General features: G+C 64.6%; 26 protein-coding genes. 8 read left to right on the forward strand and 18 right to left on the reverse strand.

The window, feature by feature from the left end:
- Positions 1-9: 9 nt before the first annotated feature.
- From JJJ16_RS00070 to JJJ16_RS00130, 13 genes are all read right to left on the reverse strand, one after another.
- The gene (locus JJJ16_RS00070; protein WP_219750882.1) at positions 10-1,461 is read right to left on the reverse strand and encodes a peptidoglycan D,D-transpeptidase FtsI family protein; all 1,452 of its coding nucleotides are present in this window, start codon (positions 1,459-1,461) and stop codon (positions 10-12) included.
- A gap of 3 nt (positions 1,462-1,464) precedes the next feature.
- On the reverse strand, positions 1,465-2,844 hold the full coding sequence (locus JJJ16_RS00075) for an FtsW/RodA/SpoVE family cell cycle protein (RefSeq protein WP_219750883.1): 1,380 nt from the start codon (positions 2,842-2,844) through the stop codon (positions 1,465-1,467).
- Entirely contained in the window at positions 2,844-4,142 is a 1,299-nt protein-coding gene (locus JJJ16_RS00080; RefSeq protein WP_219750884.1) for a PP2C family protein-serine/threonine phosphatase, read from the reverse strand. Before JJJ16_RS00080 ends, JJJ16_RS00075 begins: the two co-directional genes overlap by 1 nt.
- 1 nt (position 4,143) lies before the next feature.
- Positions 4,144-4,647: an FHA domain-containing protein gene (locus JJJ16_RS00085; RefSeq protein WP_070836052.1), complete on the reverse strand. Its 504-nt coding sequence runs from the start codon at positions 4,645-4,647 to the stop codon at positions 4,144-4,146.
- A gap of 4 nt (positions 4,648-4,651) precedes the next feature.
- A complete protein-coding gene (locus tag JJJ16_RS00090) occupies positions 4,652-5,353 on the reverse strand; it encodes an FhaA domain-containing protein (protein WP_219750885.1) in 702 nt (233 codons plus the stop codon).
- A 418-nt stretch (positions 5,354-5,771) separates the two neighbouring features.
- Positions 5,772-6,734, reverse strand: a complete 963-nt coding sequence (gene nrdF / locus JJJ16_RS00095; RefSeq protein ID WP_034464994.1) for a class 1b ribonucleoside-diphosphate reductase subunit beta — start codon at positions 6,732-6,734, stop codon at positions 5,772-5,774.
- Between the two features lie 119 nt (positions 6,735-6,853).
- Positions 6,854-7,273, reverse strand: coding sequence for a hypothetical protein (locus tag JJJ16_RS00100; RefSeq protein WP_219750886.1), 420 nt, complete (start codon positions 7,271-7,273; stop codon positions 6,854-6,856).
- Between the two features lie 147 nt (positions 7,274-7,420).
- Entirely contained in the window at positions 7,421-7,789 is a 369-nt protein-coding gene (locus tag JJJ16_RS00105) for a hypothetical protein (RefSeq protein ID WP_219750887.1), read from the reverse strand.
- On the reverse strand, positions 7,786-8,475 hold the full coding sequence (locus tag JJJ16_RS00110; protein WP_219750888.1) for a hypothetical protein: 690 nt from the start codon (positions 8,473-8,475) through the stop codon (positions 7,786-7,788). Before JJJ16_RS00110 ends, JJJ16_RS00105 begins: the two co-directional genes overlap by 4 nt.
- Complete coding sequence (locus JJJ16_RS00115) at positions 8,468-9,001, reverse strand: hypothetical protein (RefSeq protein ID WP_219750889.1); 534 nt, start codon at positions 8,999-9,001, stop codon at positions 8,468-8,470. The genes JJJ16_RS00110 and JJJ16_RS00115 overlap by 8 nt, the downstream gene beginning before the upstream one ends.
- Positions 8,998-9,441, reverse strand: coding sequence for a hypothetical protein (locus JJJ16_RS00120; RefSeq protein WP_219750890.1), 444 nt, complete (start codon positions 9,439-9,441; stop codon positions 8,998-9,000). The genes JJJ16_RS00115 and JJJ16_RS00120 overlap by 4 nt, the downstream gene beginning before the upstream one ends.
- A 370-nt stretch (positions 9,442-9,811) precedes the next feature.
- Positions 9,812-11,122 carry an ISL3 family transposase gene (locus JJJ16_RS00125; protein ID WP_101602518.1) on the reverse strand — a complete coding sequence of 437 codons (1,311 nt, stop codon included), beginning with the start codon at positions 11,120-11,122 and terminating at the stop codon, positions 9,812-9,814.
- A 57-nt stretch (positions 11,123-11,179) separates the two neighbouring features.
- Positions 11,180-12,085: a hypothetical protein gene (locus JJJ16_RS00130; RefSeq protein ID WP_225904946.1), complete on the reverse strand. Its 906-nt coding sequence runs from the start codon at positions 12,083-12,085 to the stop codon at positions 11,180-11,182.
- Positions 12,086-12,309: 224 nt separating this feature from the next.
- On the opposite strand from JJJ16_RS00130, the gene JJJ16_RS00135 reads away from it, so the two are divergent.
- Together JJJ16_RS00135 and JJJ16_RS00140 are read left to right on the forward strand one after the other, a co-directional pair.
- A complete protein-coding gene (locus JJJ16_RS00135; RefSeq protein WP_219750891.1) occupies positions 12,310-13,269 on the forward strand; it encodes a hypothetical protein in 960 nt (319 codons plus the stop codon).
- A gap of 135 nt (positions 13,270-13,404) precedes the next feature.
- Positions 13,405-13,980, forward strand: a complete 576-nt coding sequence (locus JJJ16_RS00140; RefSeq protein ID WP_219750892.1) for a hypothetical protein — start codon at positions 13,405-13,407, stop codon at positions 13,978-13,980.
- 75 nt (positions 13,981-14,055) lie between these two features.
- Here JJJ16_RS00140 and JJJ16_RS00145 read toward each other — a convergent pair whose 3' ends face one another.
- The 4 genes from JJJ16_RS00145 to JJJ16_RS00160 form a co-directional block, all read right to left on the reverse strand.
- Entirely contained in the window at positions 14,056-14,574 is a 519-nt protein-coding gene (locus JJJ16_RS00145) for a peptidase S9 (RefSeq protein WP_219750893.1), read from the reverse strand.
- A gap of 30 nt (positions 14,575-14,604) precedes the next feature.
- Entirely contained in the window at positions 14,605-15,915 is a 1,311-nt protein-coding gene (locus JJJ16_RS00150; RefSeq protein ID WP_219750894.1) for an alpha/beta fold hydrolase, read from the reverse strand.
- Between the two features lie 732 nt (positions 15,916-16,647).
- The gene (locus JJJ16_RS00155; RefSeq protein WP_219750895.1) at positions 16,648-16,974 is read right to left on the reverse strand and encodes a branched-chain amino acid transporter permease; all 327 of its coding nucleotides are present in this window, start codon (positions 16,972-16,974) and stop codon (positions 16,648-16,650) included.
- A complete protein-coding gene (locus JJJ16_RS00160; protein ID WP_225904948.1) occupies positions 16,971-17,729 on the reverse strand; it encodes an AzlC family ABC transporter permease in 759 nt (252 codons plus the stop codon). The genes JJJ16_RS00155 and JJJ16_RS00160 overlap by 4 nt, the downstream gene beginning before the upstream one ends.
- A gap of 242 nt (positions 17,730-17,971) precedes the next feature.
- On the opposite strand from JJJ16_RS00160, the gene JJJ16_RS00165 reads away from it, so the two are divergent.
- The 4 genes from JJJ16_RS00165 (at position 17,972) to JJJ16_RS00180 (ending at position 21,037) form a co-directional block, all read left to right on the forward strand.
- A complete protein-coding gene (locus JJJ16_RS00165) occupies positions 17,972-18,874 on the forward strand; it encodes a cysteine ABC transporter substrate-binding protein (RefSeq protein ID WP_060566143.1) in 903 nt (300 codons plus the stop codon).
- Positions 18,875-18,964: 90 nt separating this feature from the next.
- The gene (locus JJJ16_RS00170; protein WP_219750896.1) at positions 18,965-19,624 is read left to right on the forward strand and encodes an amino acid ABC transporter permease; all 660 of its coding nucleotides are present in this window, start codon (positions 18,965-18,967) and stop codon (positions 19,622-19,624) included.
- Entirely contained in the window at positions 19,605-20,282 is a 678-nt protein-coding gene (locus tag JJJ16_RS00175; RefSeq protein ID WP_219750897.1) for an amino acid ABC transporter permease, read from the forward strand. Before JJJ16_RS00170 ends, JJJ16_RS00175 begins: the two co-directional genes overlap by 20 nt.
- On the forward strand, positions 20,270-21,037 hold the full coding sequence (locus tag JJJ16_RS00180) for an amino acid ABC transporter ATP-binding protein (RefSeq protein WP_219750898.1): 768 nt from the start codon (positions 20,270-20,272) through the stop codon (positions 21,035-21,037). Before JJJ16_RS00175 ends, JJJ16_RS00180 begins: the two co-directional genes overlap by 13 nt.
- Positions 21,038-21,507: 470 nt before the next feature.
- On the opposite strand, the gene JJJ16_RS00185 is transcribed toward JJJ16_RS00180, so the two are convergent.
- Positions 21,508-22,554 carry a ribonuclease H family protein gene (locus JJJ16_RS00185; RefSeq protein ID WP_219750899.1) on the reverse strand — a complete coding sequence of 349 codons (1,047 nt, stop codon included), beginning with the start codon at positions 22,552-22,554 and terminating at the stop codon, positions 21,508-21,510.
- Positions 22,555-22,684: 130 nt separating this feature from the next.
- Here JJJ16_RS00185 and JJJ16_RS00190 point away from each other — a divergent pair, with 130 nt between their 5' ends.
- Together JJJ16_RS00190 and JJJ16_RS00195 are read left to right on the forward strand one after the other, a co-directional pair.
- Positions 22,685-24,046, forward strand: coding sequence for a hypothetical protein (locus tag JJJ16_RS00190; protein ID WP_225904949.1), 1,362 nt, complete (start codon positions 22,685-22,687; stop codon positions 24,044-24,046).
- A gap of 132 nt (positions 24,047-24,178) precedes the next feature.
- Positions 24,179-25,543, forward strand: coding sequence for a hypothetical protein (locus tag JJJ16_RS00195; protein WP_219750900.1), 1,365 nt, complete (start codon positions 24,179-24,181; stop codon positions 25,541-25,543).
- Positions 25,544-25,594: the final 51 nt, after the last annotated feature.

Here is a 25,594-nt window from a genome sequence, read left to right on the forward strand (position 1 = left end):
GTGGCGTGCTCACTGGAGCCCCGCTTCCAGGAGGGCGCGGGCGATCGGGCCGGCCACGTCCCCACCGTGCGGCGTGGGATCGTTGTCGTCGCCCTCGACGAGGACGGCGAAAGCGATGCGCGGGCTGTCCGCCGGGGCAAAACCGACGGCCCAGGCGTTTGCGCGGTCGCCGTTACCGGTCTCGGCGGTGCCGGTCTTTGCGGCCACCGCAATGTTCGGCAGGGCCATCGTCGTGCCGGTGCCGTAGGGCTGGGAGACCACGGATTCCATCATGGCACGCAGCTTCGAGGCCGTCTCCGACGAGATCGGTTTGCCGGCGTCGGTCGGGCTATTCGTGCGCACGACCTGATTGTCGGCGTCCACGATCGAGTCGATGAGGTAGGGGGTCATCATCTGGCCGTCGTTCGCGATGGCCTGGGCGACCTGCGCCATCTGCAGAGGCGTCGTCTGAACCGTGTACTGGCCGATCGAGCTCATCGCGAGCTGCGCGGCGTCCGCGTCGGCGGGGAACACGGAGGGCGTCACCGTCAGCGGGATCTGCGACTCGCGGCCAAAGCCGAAGCGGTTCGTTACGTCGAGGAGCTGCTGGTTCGTCAGCTGCTCGGAAGCCAGCACGAAGGTCGTGTTGCACGAGCGCGCGAAGGCCTCGGTGAGCGTCGGGTTGCCGTCACCGCAGGTGGAGGACTCGATGTTGGAGACCTCGGTCGCCGTGCCCGGCAGGGTCGTCGACACGGGGGAGGGCATGTGCATATCCGGGTCGGCGAGGTCGTTTTCGATGAGGGCGATCGTCGTCAGGATCTTGAACGTCGAGCCGGGGGCGTAGCGCTCGGAGATCGCGCGGTTGAGCAGGGGGTTGTTCGGGTCCGAGGAGAGCGCGGAGAATGCGTTGGACACCGCGCCGGCGTCGGAGGAGGCCAGCTGGTTCGGGTCGAAGGTCGGTGACGAGTACATCGCCAGGACCGCGCCGGTCTGCGCATCCAGGGCCACGACGGCACCCTTGCGGTTGCCGAGGGCCTCGGCTGCGGCCTTCTGCATCTGAGAGTTCAGGGTGAGGGAGACGCCGCCGCCCTGACGGTTCTGGCCCGTCAGGAGGTTGCGCAGGCGCTGTCCGAGGAGGGTCTGGGACTGGCCGTCCAGGACGTCCTCCTCGGCGGCCTCGATGCCCGTCGACGCGTTGCCCACCGACGAGAAGTAGCCTGTGACCGGCGCGTACAGCGGCCCCTCGGCGTAGGTGCGCACGTAGCGCTTTGAGTCGGCCTCGCGCTCCGAGGAGGCGATCGCCGTCTTGTCGACGATGATCGGTCCGCGGTCGGTTTCGGCCGCGTGCAGGATCGTGCGCTGGTTGCGAGCGTCGGCATTGAGCGAGGACGCGGAAATGAACTGCGTGTTCGTGACGCCCACGCCCAGCAGGGCGAACATCAGGAGAACGATGATGAAGATCTTGCGGATCTGGTTATTCACGGCTCACTCACCCACTCCCACGGCAGGCTGAATACCGGAGTTCCACGGCGCGGGGGCCGAGGCCGGGCGGCGAGCAGCGTCCGACACGCGGATCAGCAGCGCGACGGTGATCCAGGAGGACACCATCGACGAGCCGCCCGCGGCCAGGAACGGGGCCGTCAGGCCGGTCAACGGAATGATGCGCGTGATGCCGCCGAGCACCACGAACAGCTGAATGGCCAGCGAGAAGCTCAGGCCGGTCGCCAGGAGCTTGCCGAAGCCGTCGCGCACCGTCAGCGCCGCGCGCAGGCCTCGCTGGATGAGGATCAGGTACAGGACCAGGATGGCGGCCATGCCGGTCAGCCCCAGTTCCTCCGCGAAGGAGGACAGGATGAAGTCGGAGTTCGCCAGCGGTACCAGCTGCGGGTAGCCGCGACCCCAACCGGTGCCCATGAGACCGCCCGAGGCCTGGCCGAACAGACCCTGAACGAGCTGGTACGAACCTCGGTCGTACACCTCGGGATCCAGGGCGTTGAGCCAGATGTTGAAGCGCGTCTGCACGTGGCTGAAAGACTTCACCGCGATCGCGACGGCGGGCACGAAGAGCGTGAAACCGATGACCAGCCACGACACGCGGTTCGTCGCCACGTACAGCATCGCGACGAACAGGCCGAAGAAGAGCAGCGAGGTACCCAGGTCGCGCTGCAGGACGAGGATCGCGATGCCGATCAGCCACACGACCATGATCGGGCCGAGGTCGCGGGCGCGCGGCAGGCGCATGCCCAGGAACTTGCGGCCGCCGATCGCCAGGTTGTCGCGGTTCGTCACGAGGTATCCGGCGAAGAAGATCGCCAGCGTGATCTTCACGAGCTCACCGGGCTGGACGGAGATGGGACCCAGGTGGATCCAGACGCGCGCACCGAAGGTCTCCTGGCCCAGGCCGGGAATCATCGGCAGGAGCAGGAGGAACAGCGACAGCGCGCCGAAGGTGTAGGTGTAGCGGCGCAGCATGCGGTGGTCGCGCAGCATGATCAAGATGATGGCCGCGATAACGATCGCGATGCCCACGAAGAGCGCCTGGCGGAAGCCCACTGTGGCCTCGTCCCTGCGTGCGTACGACAGGTCGAGGCGGTAGATCATCGCCAGCCCCAGGCCCGTCAGCGCGACGGCGACCGGCAGGATCACCGGGTCCGCGTAGGGGGCTAGGAAGTGCACGCCGACCTCGGCAATGATGGCGATCGCGACGAGCACGCCGACCTGCGTGAGAAGGTTCGCGGGGATCTCCCCCGTGTAGTTCAGCGAGGTCAGCACGTAGCCGGCGATGCCGACGGCCAGAGCCAGGCCCATGAGGGTCAGCTCCAGGAATCGGCGAGGCCGGGCGGGCGCGATCGATACGGTAGCCATTAGGAGGCGCCCCCGCTCTGTGCCCCGGACTGGGCCTCACCGGACTGCGGCGTCCCCGACTGGGGCGTCGGCGACGAGGGGGTGGCGGGCTGGACGACCGAGCGGCGCAGACCCTCGATGTAGGAGTCGATGTCGGCGCGCGAGGAGCGCAGCACCGGGGTGTCGAGGCGCTGGCGGTCCACGGGCGCGAGGTCGGACAGTGCGACGTTGGAGACCTCCACCGCGTGGGAGAGCTGCCACGGACCGATCGACTGCGGAATGCCCTGGTAGATGACGACGTAGCCGTCCTGGCCGATCGCGTAGTACTGGGTCTGCGTCCACTTCCACGACATCCACGACGCGGCGACCACGAGGACCGTCACGAGTGAGATGAACACGGGGGTCCACCACGAGGAGCGGGGCTTGAGCTCGATGGGGGCCTCGTCCTCGTCGCTGGGGGTGCCCGAGGCCGACGAGCCCAGGGCAGCGGCGCGCGCGGCCGCTCCGTCTCCGCCGCGCGACTTGGCGTTGCGGTCGATGGCCGCGGCGCCCACGATCTGCGGAGGAGCGGGCGGGAACGTGCCGGCGGGGACGATGTCCGCGATCACGCACGTGATGTTGTCGGGGCCGCCGCCCAGGAGGGCCAGGCGGATGAGCTCTTCGGCGCACTCGCCCGGATCCTTGAAATCGGCCATGACCTGGCCGATCGTCTCAGGGGAAACGAGGCCGGACAGGCCGTCGGAGCACAGCATCCAGCGGTCGCCGACGACGGCCTCGCGGATCGTCTCGTCGGGGGCCACGTCGGCCTGCGCGTCGCCGAGGATCTTCAGGACGACGTTGCGGTTGGGGTGGTGCTCGGCTTCCTCGGGCGTGATCTGGCCGGTGTCGACCAGGTACTGCACGAAGGAGTGGTCGGTCGTGACCTGGGTCAGCGTGTCGCCGCGCAGCACGTAGGCGCGCGAGTCGCCGATGTGGACCATTGCGAGGCGGTTGCCGCTGCGCATGAGCGCGATGCAGGTGGTGCCCAGGCCCTCGAGGTCGCGGTCGCGGCTCGAGCGGTCGGTGAGCTCCTCGTGCGCGTCGAGGAGGGCCTCGCGCAGGAGGGGGAGCATCGAGTCTGCCGGGTGCGAGTCCGTGTCGAGGGGCACGAGGTGCGCGAGGGCCACTGAGGAGGCGATGTCGCCGCCCGCGGGACCGCCCATGCCGTCGGCGAGGACCAGCAGGTTCGCGCCGGCGTAGCCGGAGTCCTGGTTGTTGGAACGTACGAGGCCCACGTCGGAGCGGGCAGCGTAGTGGAATTGAACCGCGTTTCCTGACATATCAACCCACCAATTCGAGAGTCGTCTGGCCGATGCGGATGACGTCACCGATCTTGAGCTGGCGCGGGGCGTTCAGGCGCTCGTCGTCGATGAAGGTGCCGTTACGGCTGGAGAGGTCTTCGATCCACCAGCCGTCGGACTGGGGGGTGAGTGCCGCGTGGCGGCTGGACGCGTACTCGTCTTCGAGCACGAGGGTGCACGCGGGGGAGCGGCCGATGACGATGGGGGCCTCGCCGAGGGGCAGCATGGTGCCGACGAGGGGGCCGCCGGTCACCAGGAGATCCTTGGGAGCCAGGGGGTTCGTGGAGGTGCGCTTCTTGTTGTCCTTGCGCTTCTCACGGGAGGCTTTGCGGCGTGAGGTGGCCTTGTCGCGTCCCTTGCCGCGCGGGGTCACGACGGTGCCGAAGATGTCGCGTCGCAGCGTGTTGACGGCCGCGAGCACGAGGAGCCACAGCAGCACCAGGAACCCGATGCGGAAAACGGTAAATGCGAGGTCAGTGGTCACTTCATTAAACTCCGCTCTGGTCTGGGTGCGTCCAGAAGAGGATCTTGGTGCGTCCGATGACGATCTGGTTGCCGTCGAGCAGGGTCGCTGCGTCGATGCGGTGGCCCTCAACGAAGGAGCCGTTGGTGGAGCCCAGATCGGTCGCGATCACGCCGGTGGGAGTGATGCGCAGTTCGAGGTGGCGGCGCGAGACGCCCGAGTCGTTGACGACAATGTCGGCTTCGGAGCCGCGTCCGATGACGGTGACGGGCTCGGTGAGGAGCCACTTTTCGCCGTCGACGTCGATGATCGGGTGCTCGGGGGACGCGGACGAGGCCGTGGCGGGGGCCGCGGGTCCCCGGCGGTTTTCGGCGTCGACCTTCAGGGTGCCGCTGGGCTCGGAGGCGTCGGCGATGAATTCGATCGTGACGGGGCCGAGGAGGGAGTAGCTGTTCGCCGTGGCGTGTTCGGTGGCCTGCTGGGCGAACTCGTCGGCGAGGACGTCAAGGGACGCCTCGAGGGAGGTAAGGTCGGTGCGCGAGGCGTAGACCGAGAAGTGGTTCGCGGCAATGATGCGCGAGGCGGAGACTTCCTGGACGGATTCGTCCATGGCGCGGCGGATCGCCGTGGTGATGTCCACGGGCTTGATCCCCGACCGGAACACGCGCGAGAAGGCGCCGTTGACGCCTCTCTCGACGGCGCTCTCGAAGCGGTCGAAGATACTCATAGTCGTGCTCTCCTCATTCCCCCGCGCTGTGCGCGCGACGTACGGTGTGGGTGGAAGCGAGGCCGCTCCCAGTCACAGTTTAGCCGCCGCGCGAAGCGGTGTGGCCCCATCTGTCGGGATGTTCCCGATGAGCAAAGGCCTGCGCGCTCGCATCGAAGGCCCGTCATGGCAGGGAATACCTTGCCATGATGCGCCTGTGACATTTGGTGCACATGTTACACGTGTGACGATAAGTGTGTCGGAGCAAACAGAGTGTGGACATGTCGTGTCGCATTTCTGTCGCTGGCGACTGTTGTTGGAGCCATCGAAAATGACGTGGGTGCGCCTGCCTGATGGCGGGCGCACCCACGTGCGTCTTGAGTTGAGGGAGGCGGTCAGGCCGCGTTGTTCGCGCAGCCCGTCCCCGGCCTCGTGAAACTCAGAAGTCCCAGTCCTCGTCCTCGGTGTCCACGACCTCGCCCATCACGTAGGACGAGCCGGAACCCGAGAAGAAGTCGTGGTTCTCGTCCGCGTTGGGGCTCAGGGCTGCCAGGATCGCGGGGTTCACGTCGGTCGCATCGTGCGGGAACAGGGCCTCGTAACCCAGGTTCATGAGCGCCTTGTTCGCGTTGTAACGCAGGAACTTCTTGACGTCCTCGGTCAGGCCGAGCGGATCGTACAGGTCCTCCGTGTACTGCTCCTCGTTCTCGTAGAGCTCGTACAGCAGCGAGTACGTGTAGTCGCGCAGGTCATCCTGGCGCTCCTGGCTCGACTCATTCACGGCCAGCTGGTACTTGTAGCCGATGTAGTAGCCGTGGACGGCCTCGTCGCGGATGATGAGGCGGATCAGGTCAGCAGTGTTCGTGAGCTTGGCGTGCGAGCTCCAGTACATGGGCGCGTAGAAACCCGAGTAGAAGAGGAAGGACTCGAGCATCGTGGAGGCGACCTTGCGCTTCTCCGGGTCGTTGCCGTCGTAGTAGGACTTGACGATCTCGGCCTTCTTCTGCAGCGCCTCGTTCTCGTTCGACCAGCGGAAGGACTCGTTGATTTCCTCCGTGGACAGCAGGGTGGAGAAGATCGACGAGTAGGACTTGGCGTGCACCGACTCCATGAACGCAATGTTCGTGTAGACGGCCTCCTCGTGCGGGGTGCGCGCGTCCGGGATCAGCGACACCGCGCCAACCGTGCCCTGCAGCGTGTCCAGCAGGGTCAGGCCCGTGAACACGCGGTTCGTCATGAGCTGCTCGTCCTTGGTGAGGGTCTTCCAGCTCGGCAGGTCGTTGGAGAGCGGAATCTTCTCAGGCAGCCAGAAGTTGCCCGTCAGGCGATCCCAGACCTCAAGGTCCTTGTCGTCTTGGATCTTGTTCCAGTTGATGGCCTCGAACACGGGCTCGGTCGCCATGGGGGCTCCTCTGTGTGCGGTGTCGGACGGACGAGGCCGGGGCGGCCTCGCGTATAGGCTCCAGGATAGTGGGTGCGAGGCCCGCGACGATGCTGGTGGCCCGTGTTTCGTGGACGAGGTCACCTTGGTGGGTCGGCTTCTTCGTCGACGTCGATCGGATCGCCGTTCTTGTCCAGCATGCCGTGGCGCTTCATGTACTGGTACCGAGCGTCGGCCCAGCGGGGGACAGGGAATGGGAAGAAACAAATGAAACCTATGACCATAAGTGCTATCCCAACGTAGGCGATACTGAGGAAAGAAATAAGGATGATGCGTATGTTGGGAACGAGGTTGGATAGCATTGCCCCTAATGCGGACAGTGAGATTCCCGTAGATATAAATAGTGGAGACAGGGAATCTCCGCTTGTTGTCCTATCGTTTCGATCACCCATCTCTCGCCATAGTGCGGCAATAGGCGAGTCTGTGTAAGTTTCCACATACCATGAATACAGTCCGAACAGACCGATGGCTAGGCCTGCAAAGGACCATAGATAGCTCATCATCTCCTCCTATCTTCCGATTGAGTTGAGGAATGTCTCGTTGAATCTGCTTACTATCGATTGATCCAATCGTGCTGTTGAAGAGTAGTCGTCGTAATGGTGTGCGCTCAGAAGTGAACTGTGACTTGCTGTGTTTCATGGACGAGATCAGCTTGATGAGGGGGTCACGGCTGTGATCTGCGTGTTCCCCGTTGGAATCGGGGGCGTGTACTTGTGGTTGTATTCGTCGTTGTAGCGTTGGATCTCGCGCATGACGTCCGCCACCGCGTCGTCCGTGCACTTGAAGTCCTCCGTCGCGGCCGCTAGGCCCAAGTAGATGCCGTTCAGGATCCACGCCATGTGGTTGAGTGTTGAGTTCAGTGCCGTGACGTGTTTGCTCAGAGTTGCATCGTGTTCACTGCCCGTGTCGGATGTGCTGAGGGCTGGCGTCTTCCTGAGTTCTGCGCACGCGTTGCTGAGCTTTGCAATGATCGAATTAACTTCCTCGTAATTCCATTCGAGAACGCGGTAAGTCATGCCAGGCTCCTCTCGGGTGACAGGGTGAAGAAATACGTGATGAGCGCCCATAGTTGCGTGTTGTAGATGGGGTGGATGGGGATGTGAGGTCCGGTGCTGGGCGCGAAAAGCGGAGCCTCGACCCTGTAGGCGGCGGCTGGCGTGATGAAGGTGGAGAGGGTGGAGGTCGGAACAAAGGAGCCCTTCTTCGTGCGCTCTTCCCGGATCCAGGTGGTGTATGCCCAGCGTTGGGCCACGAGAGCCTGTGCGAAGGAGGAATCTGAGGGGCCGTAGGAGGAGTAATTCTCGAGGAGCTGGGCCGTCTGTTCGGTCGTGCCTTGCTGTGCGGCGTACACGATGGCCGTCGGTAGCACGGGAGGTCCGTCGAAGACGGCGGGGTTAGGCGTGAGCGGAGATATCGCCGCCGCGACGTGTGGAATTTCCTCGTTATCGATCTGATAAATGTGAGTCTCAGTATCGCCGTCGGGGGTGGTAGCGGTACGGGCGACGACGCAGGGCCCCGGCTGCATCCAGATGAGAGCCTGGCGGCACTGGGAAGCATTCGGAGACGTGGTGGCGATGACCAATCGCGAGCGAGCTGCGCGCATGAGCGTCGCGAGATGCTCCGCGTCGCCGGTGAGTCCCTCTGAAGTGGCGAAGCTTGAGGTGACGTCGCCCGGAATGGCGACGTGAGGACGGTCAGGCATTGCGCACCTCCAGGCTCATGATGATCGCGAGAACGTCTTCGTTCAGGTCGCCGAACGTCGGGGTCGTCATCGTCGCAGTCGCCGTGAGGAGGAAGTCATTCCCGCCGTCGGAATGAATCCACGCCCACTGGCAGGCGGTGATGGGAACCTTGCCCTGAATGTAGATTCCCGTGCGCAGGTGTGACGATTCGGGTTGCGCCGGCCACGCGCAATCCTCCAGCATGCGAAAGCCGGGAACCTGATCGGACATGGACCGTGCCGAGTCGGCGAGCGCCTGCGCGGGCGTCGTGCTCGCGGGGATGGGGGATGCGAGCACGAGGAGGGTGGGGGTGAAATCGTAGTCGGCATCGATGGGGCCGACGGCGAGGGCGATGACGCCCCCTTCGGCCGGATGCTGATCGCTGTCTGGCGTTCGGTCCTGTGTGTCGTCGGCGCTCCCGAATGCCTGGTTGAGGATCGAGGAGATCTCCTCCTGTGGGCACGACGACCAGCGGGGAGGCATCAGCCAATAGGTCGACAGGCTCATGGTGTCCCCCATCCCTGATCGTTGTCAGCGGGCTCCTCGCCGTCCTCCGAAAGCTCGAACTGCGGGAGGGGGTCACCGTTCTCGTCCAGCATGCCGTGGCGCTTCATGTACTGGTATTCCATATTGACGAAGCGTGGGGCGCGAAATGGGAATAAGCAGATAAGTGCGAGTGGGAGGCATAGGAAACCAAGAACGGCTGGAATTAAGAATATGCGCGGAGGAAAGCCTATCTTGTCCAGCAGCATTCCTGCTCCCATGAGGGTGAAGAACAGACTAATGAGTGGTCTGAAGAGGGTGCTGCTCTTACCCAACGCCTGCGGAGAGGTGGACATGCGTCTCCATAGCGAGGCGCTTGATGAGTCCGTGTAGGTCTGTGCGTACCATGAGTACAGGCCAAAAGGGCCGATGAGAATCAGTCCTGCTATTGCAATTGCAATCATGTTGTGTTCTCCCACCTAGGAATGTAATGCGGCGCTTATGCCGTTGTTGATCCAGCTGCCGATCAACTTGCCGGTCTGACTGCCCGCGAGCCCGCCTATGACTCCGCCGATCACGCCTCCGGCGAGAATGCCGACGGGGCCGCCGACTGCCCCGATGGCTGCGCCGAGTTGTGCCCCGTAGGTTGCTCCGAAGTACGCGCCTGTAGCGCTGGCTGCGCCCGTCACGCCGGCTCTTGCGATCTTTTCGCCCTGTCCCATCTCCGGGTGGTGGTAGGAGTCTGACTGGTAGCTGTCGTAGGCGCTGACGACTCCGTCCAGGACCGCGCAGGCACGGCCTGCGAGCTTACCGCCCGTTCGCAAAACGGGCTCTTCATAATTGAGGGTGTAGTTGGGGTCTGAATCCTCCGGTTTCGAGGAGTGCTCGGGTGATGTAGTGGTTGAGGTTTCGGAATCCGAGTGCGGATCCGCGTAGGTGTTCGAGGCGGCCGTTGATGGCTTCGGTAGGACCGTTGCTGGTGTGGGGATGATCGAAGTAAGCCAAGATGTCTCCGGCTCTGCGTTTGAGCGTTCTGCCCAGCGTGATGAGCTCGGTCAGGCCCCTGGGTACGCGCGTGGAGGTCAGTGTGTTGATTTCGGCTTGCATTAGGGCCTTGCCGCGGATTTTGTGGGGATCGCGGTAGCTGTCGATGATGTTCTGGTAGACGCTCCAGGTGACTTCGAGTGCGACGTGGCAATCGCTGGCGAACAGATCGGCTAGCTGGTGTTGCTGGCGTGGGGTGAGCAGGCAAGATCTGGTGTGTAACATCCTGCGAGCCTTGTACAGGGGATCCGTGGCCCGCCCGCGCCGATGGTGAAGTTCTTGCTGAATGCGCCTGCGGCACTCATCGAGAGCATCACCGGCCAGGCGCACAACGTGGAAAGGATCCATGACCGCCCTCGCGTCTGGGAGCTCTTCGGCGGCGGCGCTCTTAAAGCCGGTGAATCCATCCATCGCGACGATCTCAATGCGCTCGCGCCAGGTGTCGGGCTGGGAGGCCAGCCAGGTTTTGAAAACCCGCTTGGATCGGCCCGGAATCATATCCAGGAGCCGGGAGGGACCACGACGGTCACGTATAGGAGTCAAGTCCAAGATGACGGTGACGTATTTGTCCCCGTATGGGGTGTGTCGCCACACGTGTTCATCCACGCCAATGACACGCACCCCCTCGAAACGATCAGGATCATCGATGAGCATGCGCTGGCCTTCACCTAAGATCGCGGTATTGGCAGTGTTCCACGACACGGCCAATACGTCGGCGACGCGCGCCACCGTCAGATGATGGACCACCAGGCCCACCAGCGCCCAGCGCACCGCCGCACGCGAGAGCTTCGCACGCGGGTCGGCCGCTGCACTCATGTTTTGACGCCACACGTGAGCACACTCTGGGCAGCGGTAGCGGCGCACGCTCACGTGCAACATGGTGGGGTGCCACCCGTAGGGTACGTGAGCCAAGCGCCTGACCACCGTGTCACGTACGACGCCCTCACCCCCACACTGTCGGCACCACCGATCCTCACCCACTACCTTGCAGGCCAAGACGGTCCGATCGTCTCCTACACGTTGACCCATCACTTCCAGTCCTAGGTCATCCAGGCCCGTGAAGGCGCTCAGATCAGGGCGATCAAAGGTAGCATTGGACATGTCGAGGTCTTTCAGATGGACGGTGTCGCAACCCCCATCATCGGAAGACCTCGACCTCTACCCGGCCACGACACGCCCAACCCCGCATACCACCCCCACACCCTCAATTATGAAGAGCCGCAAAACGTCGGCTGTCTTGATCGCTCGGCTGCCGCCCTTGACGGCGTCCACTCCCGGGACTTTCCAGTTCTTGAGGTTTCCTCGCTCGGTGATCTGCTTCCAGAGGGACGCGTCTTTGATTCCGGCAGGTGCCTGGTACTTGGCGCCCTTCGCCTGTAGGTAGACCGACTCGATCCCGTCTGCGAGGGTATTGCGCATGGTGTCCGCCCAGCCGGGTAGGCGAGCTGGCACATTCAACCCCGTGGGGAATCCATACGTGTCGACGAATTTATTGAAGACGGGGAGGAGCGTCGACTCCCAGAGGGCGGGGTCGATGCCCGCGAGGGCATCGCCGAACAGTGTTTCCGCGTAGGCGAACTTCCTCTGATTGATCTCGCAGCGCGAGCGCAGCGACGCAAAGATGACGCCAATGCCTCCTGGAACGTCTGCCGGGTGGCTGATGGTGACCTGTGTGCCGGCCTGAGAAACCATTAGTCCGGCTGCCGTAGCGTCGGTGATGATGGCCTGAAACTCCGTCCTGACGGGCTGCATGGCACCCCCGTAGTCCTCCAGGGCGGATTGCAGCGAGCGGAAACATGACAGCGCATGCTCGCTCGCGGAGATGACATTCGTCAGGTGCTCGACGACGGTCTCCACCAGCCTGGCTCTCTGATGTTCGACCATCCCTCGGGCGGCTGTCGCGTCGCCAATGGCCTCGTCGAGTGCCGCGATCGGTTTGTCGCACTGGTCCTTCAGCGACAGAATCGCGTCCACCTTAACCGGAAAATCCCACGAAAAGGACTCGGCGAATTCTACGGTTCCCGCCGATTCGGGAACCGTTGAGGTGGCTGGAAGGGGGGGCATTGCTTCACTCCGTTGGAACAATCGAGCGGCGCGCGTGTTGCGCATCACTTATTGGTCAGCGTACTCCGGTTGTTTAACAATCTGCAGCGAAACCTGGCCGAAGAGCGCCGACGAATGACGTCGCCCGAGGTCGCGAGCGGTTTTCCCATACCGTGACGTGGCGGGAGTTTGCATGTCGTGGACGAGGTCACCTCTGGCGCGTGCGGGGCGGTATCGTGTTCGCCATGACGACGCCCACCTTCGCCGACGTTGACGAGGCCCTCGCCCGCCACGACTACCGCGCGACCCTATCCATCCTCGAATCTCTCGAGGTCGTGGGTGAAGACGCCTGTTACCGTCGCGACGTCCAGGCCGCGGCCTGCGCCGACCGCCTCGGCCTGTACCCCCTGTGTGAGGAGTACGCGACGCGCGCACGCGCCTACGGCGACGACATGGCCGACCCCTTCGCGCTCATTGCGCGCGCCCGGCGCCACCAAGGCCTCGTCGAGGACGCGGAGGCCACGGCCTCGGCCGGCATGCGCCTGCACCCCCAATCCGCCGAGATCGCCCGCGAGCTGACCCTCTGCCTCGTCGACCTCGGACGCTACGACGAAGCGCGCCCGGTCTCCGAGATCGCCACCGACGGCCTTCCCAACGACGTCGAGCTCCTCATGGCATACGGGCGCCTGTGGGCACCCGTCGAACCCAACGGCGCCCAGTGGGCCTTCGGGCGCGCTACCGCGAACGCCCCGGACCTGGCCGAAGCGAAGTTCGCATACGACTCCCTGGCCCACCCGCTCAAGGGAGCGGGGCGCTCCTCGTACGCCATCGAGATGGAGTCGACCGTCGCCGAGGCCTACGGGCGGATGCTCAAGCGCGTGACCTTCGCCCTTGACAAAGCCTGGATTTTCGCCATCTTCGCGGGCTTTGGCTGCGGAATTGGCTACGTTGCGACCCTGCGCGTCATGACGGATGAGCTCGCGCTGTTCTTCTTCCTCCTGTACGCCGTCATGTCGCTGAGTGGCTACCTCATGACGTTCGCGCAGATCGCGCTCTTCAATCGCGTCCTCCCGCGAGGCGTGCGCCTGACTTTCAGGATCCTGCGCAAGCGCTTCCCGGACCTGGGGAGCTCCGTCATGGACTTCATTCGCATGATCGTGCTGGCGGGGCTCATCCTCTTCGGGCTGATGGCGCTCACCCGCTGATCCCTGTCGCCGCGCAGTTTCAGTGATGACGGCGAAAAATGCTCATATCCTGACCAGTGAAAAAGTGTCCAACTGGGCATCGCACAGTTGCTTTGTAAGGCGCGAATAATTAACGGACAGCGCTATTGTGAGGGCGTGACCTATCAGCCCTTACAATTCGATGCTGCGCCCCGGCCCTACCGCCTGGGGAATGACCAGCTGCGCCGCTACAACCGCGTGCGCGCCGGACAGCGAACGCAGGGCCGCGTCAACATCGCCATCGACGTTGTCACCATCCTCCTAATCGTCTCCGTCAGCGCCATCGTCGCCATCGTCGAGTTCTCTTCCATGCCCGACACGATCCTCGAAAAGCTTGCCGGCCTCGCCCTGACCCTCATCCTCGGAGGAGGGCTCATCCTCCTCGCGCTCCTCGCCGCGCTCCTCATCGCCGCCCGTCGCTGGCACCGCGAATGGGACGGCAACGAAGACCTCGTCATCTTCTCCGAGTCCCACGCAGCCCTGCACGCCGCCCGGCAAGACGGCGCCGTCATGACCGCCTGCGCGCGCATGCAGCTGGCCTGGTTCATCGGCTTCCTCGCCGTCGGTGGCATCGCCGTCGCCACCGAATCCGCGCTCCTCGCCGCCCTCGTCTCCCTGCCCCTCGCCATGGGGCTCCTCAACTCCTGGCGATCCTGCCAAGCCCTGCGCCGCATCAACGGCCGCACCCTCTGACGCACGTCGGGCCCGCACGCTCACGCGCACGGACCCGATCACCGAGCCCCGGCCTCGTTGGCGCGGGACGGAAGGTCAGCCCTTCGAAAGCTTCTCGCGCACAGCCCCCGCGCCGAACGTCAGCGCGGTCAGGCCCGCTTCCAGAGCGCCCAGGGCCAGCCCCTGCCTCGTGTGGGCAAAACGAACGCCCTGCGCGCGGCGACCCTCGCCGCGGCGGAACAGCCAGCGCTCCACGCCGACCGTGATCATCGCCGAACCCAGCGCCGCGCCCGCGAGAACCGCCAGCTCCGCCGGATCCGCCTCGGTGACACCCTCGAGCGGATCCTCACCTGCGATGGGGGACGACTTCGAGCAATCCACGTCCTCGTCATCGTAGGGCGGAAGCTCCGAGGGCTCCGGCAACTGCGCTACCATCGACCAGCCGAGCACCCCCAGCAGGCCCGCCTTCACGAGACCGCGCAACGGGCGCGAGCGCACGTAATCGGGCAGGGCGTACCACGCGACGGTCGCACCCACGCCCGCCGCGAACCCCGCGACCCGAGTCGGGTCCACCGAGCCAGCGCACGGACAAGAACAGCTAGATGAGGCGGCCATGGCCAGTCCTTTCAATCGGGAGCACGCGGATCAGTCCGCGAGCAGGTCAAGCAGGTGAGAAACGACCTTTCCGCCGGAATAGGCGGATCCGTCGTGCTGGTACTCGTTCGTGATGTAGTGGCGGGCGCCGATCAGCTCGCCCGTCTCCACGGACAGCTCACGCGGCACGAACATGTCGTCGTAGTACACGGCCGCAGCCACCGGCACCGTGTTCTCAGCCAGCACATCCGGCAGGTAAACGGGAGCCGCCTCCGTCGTCGACGCGAGGATCTCCGCGACGCCCTTCAACGGCGCCAAGCCCGGGTCCTCGTCGTAGACGCGGCGCATGAAGTGCTCGCCCGTCAGGTAGAACGGCTCACTCTCATCCAGCGGGTTCGCGTCCTTCGCGAAGCCCGGGATCTCCTCGGCCAGGCGATCCGCCGCCCAGCCCGTCGCCGTGCCCACCAGGTCCGGCGTCGCGCACGCGTAGATGTACTCCTGGAACACTGCGTAGATTGGCGCGACGTCCACCTGCGAGCCGATCGCCGCCAGGAACTGCGACGAGAGCCTGCGCTGGCCTCGAACCGACGTCCACGGGCCCTCGAGCAGGTAGTGCAGCTGATCCGTGTTGCCCTGTCCGCCCAGCATCATGCCGATCATGCGCAGGCGCGCGGGGGAGAGACGCTCGCCCGTCGGCAGCGTCTCCTCCGCGTCCGCCAGGTGCGCGCACAGCTCGCGCACCGTGCGCTCATCGGCCGGGTGGCGCTGGAAGTACGCGCGGTTGCGCGCCGCCGTGCGCTCATACGTCAGGCGGTAGATGTCGTCCACATGGACGAGGCCGGGCAGGCCTCCCGTGATCAAGCTGGCCTTCAGGCCCTGGGGCGCCAACGACAGGTACGAGGTCGTGATAAAGCCACCGAAAGACTGGCCGAGCGTCGTCCACGGGTCATCCCCGCACAGCTCGCGTCGCAACGCCTCCGCGTCGTACACGATCTGGTCCTGGCGGAAGTGGCGCAGGTACGCGGCCTTCTCCTCGTCCGTGTCCAAGTGGGAGAGCGCCTGTGCGTCCATGCGTGTCGACTGGCCCGTGCCTCGCTGATCGAGGAGCACCACGCGGTAATCCTGCAGGAGACGATTCATCCACCCGCCGGTAAACGTGCCGAAACGCGGGCTCGGGTAGCCGGGGCCGCCCTGCAGGAACACCGCGTAGGGCGCGTCCTCGCGGCCCTTACGCACGACCTCGCGCGCGAAAACCTGGATCGTCGGATTGTCCTCGCCGGTGGGGCGCAGGTGATCAAGCGGAACGTCCAGGCGGTGTTCGTAAACGGTGTGACCGTGGTGCAGGTACGACTCTGTGTGCATGGACACAATGGTAGCGGTTTTGCGGCGGTGCCGTTGTGCCCGTTTGCTGTCCCGTCTGTTTTCCGGGCGCTGCGTGGCCCCACGGGTGTTCCGGGCTGCTTGGTGTGCCCGTGGGCGGCGGCCCGCCCGCGAGACGTCCGCGCCGCGAGCTTCAGGCTGGCTGCCGATGGGGGTTTTGCAGCATTAGGAACTGGCTGCCCGCGTGTCGCCGGCGTGTCATACCCCTAATGACGCCATTCCCCCCGTTGGTGGGAGTGCGAGTACTGCAGGGGGTGGTGTAGCGCCCAAAGTGCAGACCACCTCGGTGAAAGATGCTGACAATGGGCTGTTTTGACTGAACGGGGCTGCACTGTGGCGGATTTGGTGTCTGGCGTGGTGTGTTGTCCGCACGTGAACCCGTTATTGCGAGTGCTAACCCGCTATATCGCACGTAAACCCGCTATGTGGGTTGTGGGAGGGGATGCCCAGGTTCGTATTAGCGGGCCTACACGCGTATTAGCGGGTTAACGTACGGATCAAAGGGGTGGACTGCCATACGCGGTTCCCCAACAATCTCGCACGTAATTCCCCTGCGAGTATTTCAGGCTTTGAAAGCATGTCGTTGGAATTGCAGCGTTTGTGGAGCATCTCGAAAAATGACCATGTTAAATTACGTGCGACTTTGGGGGCGGTAACCCGCGCGCCCGCGGCTCAGAGCCAGCGGGTGACAGCCAGTTCGTCAGCGCTATTTCGTCAGAGCCAGTTCAGCAACGCGACGTAGCAGACCGTTCCGATGCCGACGCTCCACAGGAGCTTGCGGCCGCTCAGCAAGTGCACCGCGACCGTGACGCTCGTCGCCACCAGCGCCGCCCACCAGCGGCCCGTCTCCTGCGCGCTCTGCGTCAGCGTCGAGAGCACGAGGATCAGCATGATGCCCGGCGGCATCCACACCGCCATGTCGGAGACAAAACGCGAATCGCGCAGCGGCTCCAGGATCTTGAACGGCAGAGCGCGCAACGTAAAGTCGATGACGAAGGTGATCGCCAGGAGCGCCAGCAGGTAGCCCAACGTCGGAGTCACTGTGCACCCCCTTCGGCCACCTCATCCGCGGAGCGCAGGATGCCTCGGCGATGAAGAACGTGGCGCACCACCAGGCATGCGACAAACAGCAGCAGCGCCACGAGCAGGCGCTGGCCTGGCGCCACCACCATGGCCACCGCAAAGGACGCGCCAGCCAGGAGGACCGAGGGCAGCTCGCGCCTCGTGCGCGCCGCGTCCAGGGTCAGCGTGAGGAACAGAGCCGTGAGCGCGAAGTCGAGGCCCTCGATCTGCGTGGGGATCAACGAGCCCGCGGACACGCCCACGAGGCTCGAGATCAGCCACGTCAGGTGAAAGAGAACCTGCATCGCCAGCAGCCGAGGCTTCGTCCACCCGTTCGGGCGGGCGGCGGTCAGCGCGTAGGCCTCGTCCACGAGGGCGTACATCGAGAAGAGGCGCGCGAAGCGGCCCTCGATGACGTGCAGCGGGAACGAGAAAGCGAAAAACAGGAGACGGAAGTTCACCAGCAGCATCGTCACCGCGATGACGGCGAGCGGCGTATTCTGCGCGGCCAGAGTGACGACGAGCAGCTCGGCCGACCCTGAGTAGGCAGCCAGGGAGAGCGACGGAGCCAACCACCACGGCAGGCCCAGCTGGATGACGAGAACGCCGTACGCGAGGCCCAGCGGGATGTATCCCGCGGCCACGGGCGCCGTGATGCGCAGGCCTTCGAGGATCTCGCGGCGGGTAGGGCTAGCCGGCACGGGGAGGTTCACAGTGCGCGGTAGCTTGGGCATGGGTGCAATTGTGGCGCGTGAGGCGGTGGGAGTGCGCGCTGGCGGGGCCCTGCGTGACGACTTGCACGCTCTCGTGGCTGGGGCGTTCCACGAAGTGGGAAGGAGCCTCGTCACGGACCTGTCACATAGTTTCAAAACGGGAAACAGCCCTCGCGCAATAAACCGTCCGGTGGAAATATCGTTCCTGTCGCCGAGGAATATCCCCTCGGCGCTTCCAATAAAAAAGCAGATCAGGAGCCCTCATGAGCGCCACTCACGCACGCAAGAAGCCATTCCTTCGACTCGCCACGGCCGCCGTCGCCATGGTCGCAGCCCTCGGCATGGCCGCATGCTCCGGAGGCGCGTCCACCTCCTCGTCCTCCTCGTCGAGCGCGCAGGTCGGCGACCGCAGCCCTGAGCAGATCAAGGAAGCCGGCGAAATCGTCATCGGCATCTTCTCCGACAAGGCCCCCTTCGGCTACATCGACGCCGACGGCAAGCCCGCCGGATACGACGTCGTCTACGGTGACCGCATCGCCGCCGACCTGGGCGTCACCGCCAAGTACGTCCCCGTCGACGCCGCTGCCCGCACCGAGGTCCTCGCCTCCAACAAGGTCGACATCACCCTCGCGAACTTCACCGTCACGCCCGAGCGCGCCGAAAAGGTCGACTTCGCGAACCCCTACTTCAAGGTCTCCCTCGGCGTCGTCTCGCCCACCTCGGCTGAAATCACCGACGTGAGCCAGCTGGCCGGCAAGACCCTCATCGTCACCAAGGGCACGACCGCCGAAGCCTACTTCGAGGCCAACCACCCCGAGGTCAAGCTCCAGAAGTACGACCAGTACTCCGATGCCTACCAGGCCCTCGAGGATGGCCGCGGCGATGCCTTCTCCACCGACAACACCGAGGTCATCGCCTGGGCGATCCAGCACCCCGGCTTCAGCGTCGGCATCAAGAGCCTGGGCGAGACCAGCTACATCGCGGCCGCCGTCAAGAAGGGCAACACCGCCCTCCTCGACTGGCTGAACAACCAGCTCGTTGAGCTCGGCAAGGAAAACTTCTTCCACAAGGACTACGAGCAGACCCTCGCCCCCGTCTACGGTGACGCCGCGACCCCCGACGACCTCGTCGTCGAAGGCGGCGTGGACACCACCTCCACCAACTGACGCAGGTACGAGGCCGTGGCCCCCACTGGGGACAGCGCCCACCGCGGGTGAACGCCCCGGGCGGCCCCGGCCTCGTCCCAGATTTTTCCTATGAATCTCGACATTCTGGCGCGATACGCGCCCCTGTACGTCGACGCCGCCATCCTCACCCTGAGGATCGCGGCTATCGGCATCGTCGGCTCGCTCGCGGTCGGCCTGCTCGTGGCCGCGATCCGGCAGTACCGGATCCCCGTCGCCACCCAGATTGCCGCCGCCTACGTTGAACTGTCGCGCAATACGCCGCTGCTCGTGCAGCTCTTCTTCATCTACTTCGGCCTGCCGCGCGTGGGCATCAAGTGGAGCGGTGAAACCTGCGCGATCGTCGGCCTCATCTTCCTGGGTGGCGCCTACATGGCCGAGGCCCTGCGCTCCGGCCTCGACTCGATTGCCACCATCCAGTGGGAGTCGTCTGCGGCGCTCGGCCTCACGCGCACCCAGACGCTGCGCCACGTCGCTCTCCCGCAGGCCATCGCGACCTCCGTGCCGCCGCTTGCCGCCAACGTCATCTTCCTCATTAAGGAAACCTCCGTCGTCTCGGTCGTCGCCCTGCCCGACCTCGTGTACGTCGCGAAAGACCTCATCGGCATGTCCTACAACACCTCCGAAGCGCTGATCCTCCTGGTCATCGCCTACCTGGTGATCCTCCTGCCCGTGTCCATCGCGGCCCGACTCATCGAAAAGAAGGTGCGCCGTGGCGGATTTGGGAATTAACGTCATCTTCGAGGGCCGCAACCTCGTACGCATCCTCGAGGGCCTGGGCGTCACCGTCGGGATCTCCGCGCTGTCCGTCGTGCTGTCGCTGGTGCTCGGCGTGTTCGTCGGCCTCGGCATGCGCTCGCGCTGGCGCCCCCTGCGCTGGCTCATGCAGCTCTACCTCGAGTTCGTGCGCATCATGCCCCAGCTCGTCCTCCTGTTCGTCGCCTACTTCGGGCTCACGCGCGTCGCGGGGATCAACCTGGACGGCATCACGGCGTCCGTCCTCGTCTTCACCCTGTGGGGCGGCGCCGAAATGGGTGACCTCGTGCGAGGCGCGCTCATCGCGATCCCGCGCCACCAGTACGAGTCCGCATACGCTCTGGGACTCACCCCGAGGCAGACCATGCGCCGCGTCATCCTGCCGCAAACCCTGCGCAGGCTCGCGCCCCCGGCCGTCAACCTCATCACCCGCATGGTGAAGACGACCTCCCTCGTCGTCCTCATCGGCGTCGTCGAAGTCCTCAAAGTCGGACAGCAGATCATCGACGCCAACCGCTTCAACTACCCGACCGCCTCGCTGTGGATCTACGGCCTGATCTTCGTGCTGTATTTCCTCATCTGCTGGCCGATCTCGCTCCTCTCACGCCACATGGAGAAAACATGGCAGAACTGACCTCCGACCCGCAGCTGCGCCTCGTCGACCTCGACAAGACCTACCCCGGCGGCCACCACGCCCTGCGCGGCGTCTCCCTCGACGTCGCCGACGGCGAGGTCGTCGTCATCATCGGACCCTCCGGCTGCGGCAAGTCCACGCTCCTGCGCACTATCAACGGCCTCGAGCCCATCAACTCCGGGCAGATCCTCTTCGACGGGAACGACCTGGCGGTCCCCGGCGTCTCCTGGCCCGAGGTCCGCCGTCGCATCGGCATGGTCTTCCAGTCCTACGAGCTCTTCCCCCACCTGACCGTCATGGGGAACCTGACGCTCGCCCCCGGCCTCGTCGCGGGAGAATCGCGCGCCGACGCGAGCGCGCGGGCGCTGAAACTGCTCGAGCGCGTCGGCCTGGCGGACCGCGCCGACGACTACCCGCGCCAGCTTTCCGGCGGCCAGCGTCAGCGCGTCGCTATCGTGCGTGCCCTCATGATGGACCCCGAGATCCTCCTCCTCGACGAGGTCACGGCCTCCCTCGACCCGGAGATGGTGCGCGAGGTCCTCGACGTCGTCCTGGAACTGGCTCGCACCGGCATGACGATGCTCATCGTTACCCACGAGATGGGCTTTGCCCGCGCGATCGCCGACCGCATCGTCTTCATGGACGAGGGCCGCATCGTCGAGGTCGACCCGCCGCGCAAGTTCTTCGCGGATCCCTCATCGGATCGTGCGCGCAAGTTCCTCGATATCTTCAGCTTCGAGGGCGCCAAGCTGTAGCGGGTTGCGGTGAGGGGTGCTCCGGCAAGCTTGCGCCCCTGCTGATAGCTGGTGTTGTCCAACGTTCCCCGATGATTGGGCGTCGCGCCTGGAAATTTCCCGATTCAGCTCGACCCGGCGGCGTCCTGCGTGCAGTTTGCTTGTGGTGGTGGCATCGATTGACCTGTAGATGCCGCGTTTGTTCTTGTTGATCGGGGCGCTGCACCCGATCCGTAGGCATTGCACCTCTTCTGATCGGGTGCACTGCCACTGATCGGGTGTAGTGCCACTGATCGGGTGCAGTGTCGCGTAGGTGCCGTTGGGGCTCGCGGATAGGTTACGAGGATACGGATAGGTTACGAGGATGCGGATACCTTAATAACCTATCCGCATGCGCATAACCTATCCGCATGTGCGCAACCTATCCGCATAAGGGGCTGGGCGGACCAGGAGCTCGCCCACCGAGCGCGCCCGCGACGGAACGCCCCGGCTCAGGAGATCAGCGTCGACTGGTGGTGCACCATGATCAGGCGCGACTCGCCAGAAGTCGCCGGCGCCCACACGCTGGATTCCAGCGAAGCGCCGCCCTCCCACCGCACCCGGTAGCGCGTCAGGAACGACCCGCCCAGGTCGTGCGCGTCGATGCGACCGATCGCCGGGGAAGCGGGCGAGGGTCCCGCCAGCGTCGTGGTCGCGCCACCGCCCGGCCAGATGCGCGTCGTCCGCTCGTCGGTCATGGCCGCCAGCGCCTCCTCGTCGCCGCCGGTCCACGCCAGGATGAACTCGCGCTCGTGGGCGACCGCATCCTCGGTGGTCGCCGCTCTCACGGACGAGGCCGGGGCCGCCTCCGCGGGTTCGCTCGACTCGGCGGGCGTGGAGAAAACGCTGGGATGAGAACGGAATGTCGATGTGGCGGCCTCGTCGGTGGAGGTGTCGCGTGAAGCGGGAGCGCTCTCCAGTGCATCAGTAGCAGCGGGCACGTCGTGCGGCTCGACGGGCGCGGGCACAGAGGCAGCACCCTCGGACGCCTGATCTGAGGACGCCTGATCCGCCGACGCGCTGCCGCGCGACGCACCGCCCCCGAACCCGGGGCCCGGCTCGGGCGTGCGCCCAGCCTGGTAGGCCTCGGCGCATGCGCGCGCGAGGTCGTCTGCGCGCTCGTTCATGTGGTGACCCGCGTGGCCCTTGACCCACTCGAGGGTGACGCGGCGCCCTTCCATGGCACGGTCGATCTCCTGGATAAGCTCCAGGTTCTTGATGGGCTTCTTGTCGGCCTTCGTCCAGCCGCGCTTCTTCCAGCCGAGCCGCCACTTCGACACGACGTTGATCGCGTACTGCGAGTCGGCGAGGATGTGCAGCTCTTCGCCGGTCTCGGCCGTGGCCTCGAGCAGGCGCAGAATCGCAGTCAGCTCGCCCAGGTTGTTGGTGCCCTGCGGCCAGCCGCCCGCGTCCCACGTGTCCTCGTCCACGTACCAGGCCCACCCCGCGGGCCCGGGATTGCCGAGGGAAGAACCGTCCGCCGCCGCCGTAATCGTCATGCCCTCATCCTATCGGCATCGCGCTTGCCTGATCGGAAGGGGGACGAGGCCGGGGCCGCGCGCCCCTCGTGCCCTAGACTCTGGAGGTGGGCGTGGTTGCGCCCGCTGCCGCACAGACGAGGATGAATCGATGATGAACGCTAACGCCACCGACTCGACGTCGAAGGGTATGCAGGCGCGACGACGCGCTCGTGTCTTCAGGTCACAGGGTGCGCGTCGGGGCGGATTCCTCGCAACCGCCTTGTCGGCTGCGGCGCTTGCGGCGAGCTGTATGCCCTACAGTCCCCCGCCGAGCGTACCAATCGAGATGCTCAGCACGGGAGACGCGGTGGTGGTTGTGTGGATGGAACATGGGCGATCTGTGTCGGGCTTGGCGAAGGGGAGTGGCGACACTGCGATTGCGCTCCTCAATGCGCAGGGGAAGCCGACGGTGAGCTATCTCGATGACTCTTCGGTGGATCCTCTCCTGTGGACTGAAAACGGTCTGTCCTTTGGCGTCAATAACGAGAACTTTCTGACGACGGAGAAGGGGACTCGGCGGACTCCGCGCCCGGGTTTTCGAACGACTGAAGATAAGAGGTATGCCCTCCCCGATGGAAGAATCGCTGTCCTCGGAGGTGCAAAGTATACGGGGAATCAGGTTGACACCATTGAGCTCGATGGAAGCACGACGAGCGTCAAGACAGCGGAAACGTCCGGTGATGTCGGGCAGTGTGGGTCACGGATCCTGGCGATCACAGACACTCAGGAATCCGAGAGCATTAAGGGATCTGCCCGCGAGGCCTATGCTGCCCAGTCCGGCAGTCAGACTGACATGCCGGAGGAATTAGCGGCTGTTGTGCAACTGAACGACGCGGTCGGTGATGAGCCGCGAGTCCTTGCGGTCGCGCCAATGATTGAAGGATTGAAATCAGGGCAGTTCATGTTCGCCTGCGAGGGGGATGTCATTACGATGCCGAGCGTGCTGCAGGATGATCCGGTCGCTGCGCGTAACTTTGGCGTGGATGCAACGACTGGTCCCATGGTTTTGCAGCGATGGGACCTGTCGACAGGGCAGCGCACGGTGATTCCTGCGTTTGATGAGAATGGCAATGAGATCACGCTGAGCAAAGATCTGACGATTTTTGGCTACCAGGCGGTGCAGGTAGGTGACGAGTACAGGTTCATCAGTCGTAGGGGCCATGCTTTCACGGTCAACCTCAGGAGCGGTCAGGCCCGCCACCTCTTCACTATCCCCACAGAGACCGCGTCGCATAGGACGCTGTTTCAGGTGACCGAAACCGGCGTCTACGTGCTCGAGGACCGCTACCGCGAGCATCTCGTGACCATCTCGTACCGGCCGTGGGATGGAGGAGACCTGCGCGAGGTCATCACGACGGGCCAACTCGAGAAGTATCTGAGGACGAACGCGGGAGGGATCCTGTCGTCGGGACAAGAACGAGAGATCGAGAACTTCGCCCTGCGCCCCGGCTGGGATGGCGGCGCGCAGTAGCGTGTGCAGCCGGCTGGCGAGCTGACTCTGGGTGTCGGTGAACGAGGCCGGGGCAGCCTCGGCCTCGTGCCCTAGACTCTGGGGGTGGGCGTGGAAGCGCCCGCTGCCGCACAGACGAGGACGGAGGCGACCATGAGTACACACAACGGTGAGAAGCGCGAGACGGGTGCCGACGAACAGGAGCAAGGCAGCTCGAAGAAACCGAAGCGTTCCCGGCGATGGGCGTTCCTGACGCTCGCTCTCCCGATTGCGCTGCTCGCGTGGAGTTGCGCTCCGAAGGCTTCCCTGCCGGTGACGCCGACCAGCGAACTGGCCATCGGGGATGCCGTCATTGCTGTGCAGCTGGGTGAAGCACAATCGCAGTCGGGCCTTGAATCCCCAATTCAGAACAACTTGGTCGCACTCGTTGACGTGCACGGGGAGCAGGATATCGTGCGTATCGGCAACCAGTGGGAAGGTAGGATCCTGTGGTCTGATCGCGGTATCTCCTTCGGTGCCGAGCAATGGGAGTACCAGACGACAGAAAACGGAACGAGTAGTCAAGAAACTGAGGGCTGGCGGTCCTCGAACGTCCAGCGTTATGAGTTGTCGGATGGTCGATTCATCGTGGTTTCGTACGAGATGGACTTGGGTTATCGGGTCGATACGATCGAACTTGATGGAAGCGTGACGAGTGTGTCAACTCCCGGAACGCGCGGGGACATAGGACAGTGCGGGGATAGGATCCTGTCGATCGTTGACACGGAGCAGCTGTCGCGCATGAAGTCAGAGGCCTTCGAGGCATACGCCGCACAGTCGGGCAATGATGGCAATGATGGTGCGCAGCCGGAGGTGCTGTCTGTTGTCGTTCAGTTGAATGATCGCGATGGTGACACTCCTCGGCTCATTGGCGTCGCGCCAATGATCGACGGCTTGGTGTCGGGACAGAGAGAGTTCGCCTGCGAGGGGGACGTGATCACGATGCCGAGCGTCCAGACGGGCGACTCTCGAGTCGTTCGTGTGCTGGCAGATGGTGGAGAGACGGGAACGATGGTTCTCGAGCGCTGGGATCTGTCGACGGGGCAGCGCACGATCATTCCTGTGATCGACGAGCAGGGGAATCCTATCGAAGTGAACAGGGACCGCAGCATTTTCGACTACGAGGGGGTTCAGGTCGGTGATGAGTACCGGTTCATCAGCGAAGGCGGGGATGCGTTTGCAGTGGACCTGAGGAGCGGTCGAGGCCGCTACCTGTTCTCTTATTCCGGTACACGAATCAACCAGCGAATGGTGTACCAGGTGAGTGAGACGGGCGTATACGCGCTCGAGGGCCGCCGGGAGGATCACAATGTCACCCTCTCTTACCGGCCGTGGGATGGGGGAGCATACCGGGACGTCATCACAATGGACAAGCTGGCAGACTACGTCTGGTTGGAGGGCGATATTCTGTCGTCGGGCCACTGGCGAAGGATTCAGTCGTTCTCTCTGCGCCCCGGCTGGGACGGCGGCGCGCAGTAACACGTGCAGCCGCGCGGCACAGTGACGCAACGCGAGAGGGGCGGTCTTCCA

The organism is Schaalia sp. ORNL0103 (assembly GCF_019429565.1).
Taxonomy (GTDB): domain Bacteria; phylum Actinomycetota; class Actinomycetes; order Actinomycetales; family Actinomycetaceae; genus Pauljensenia.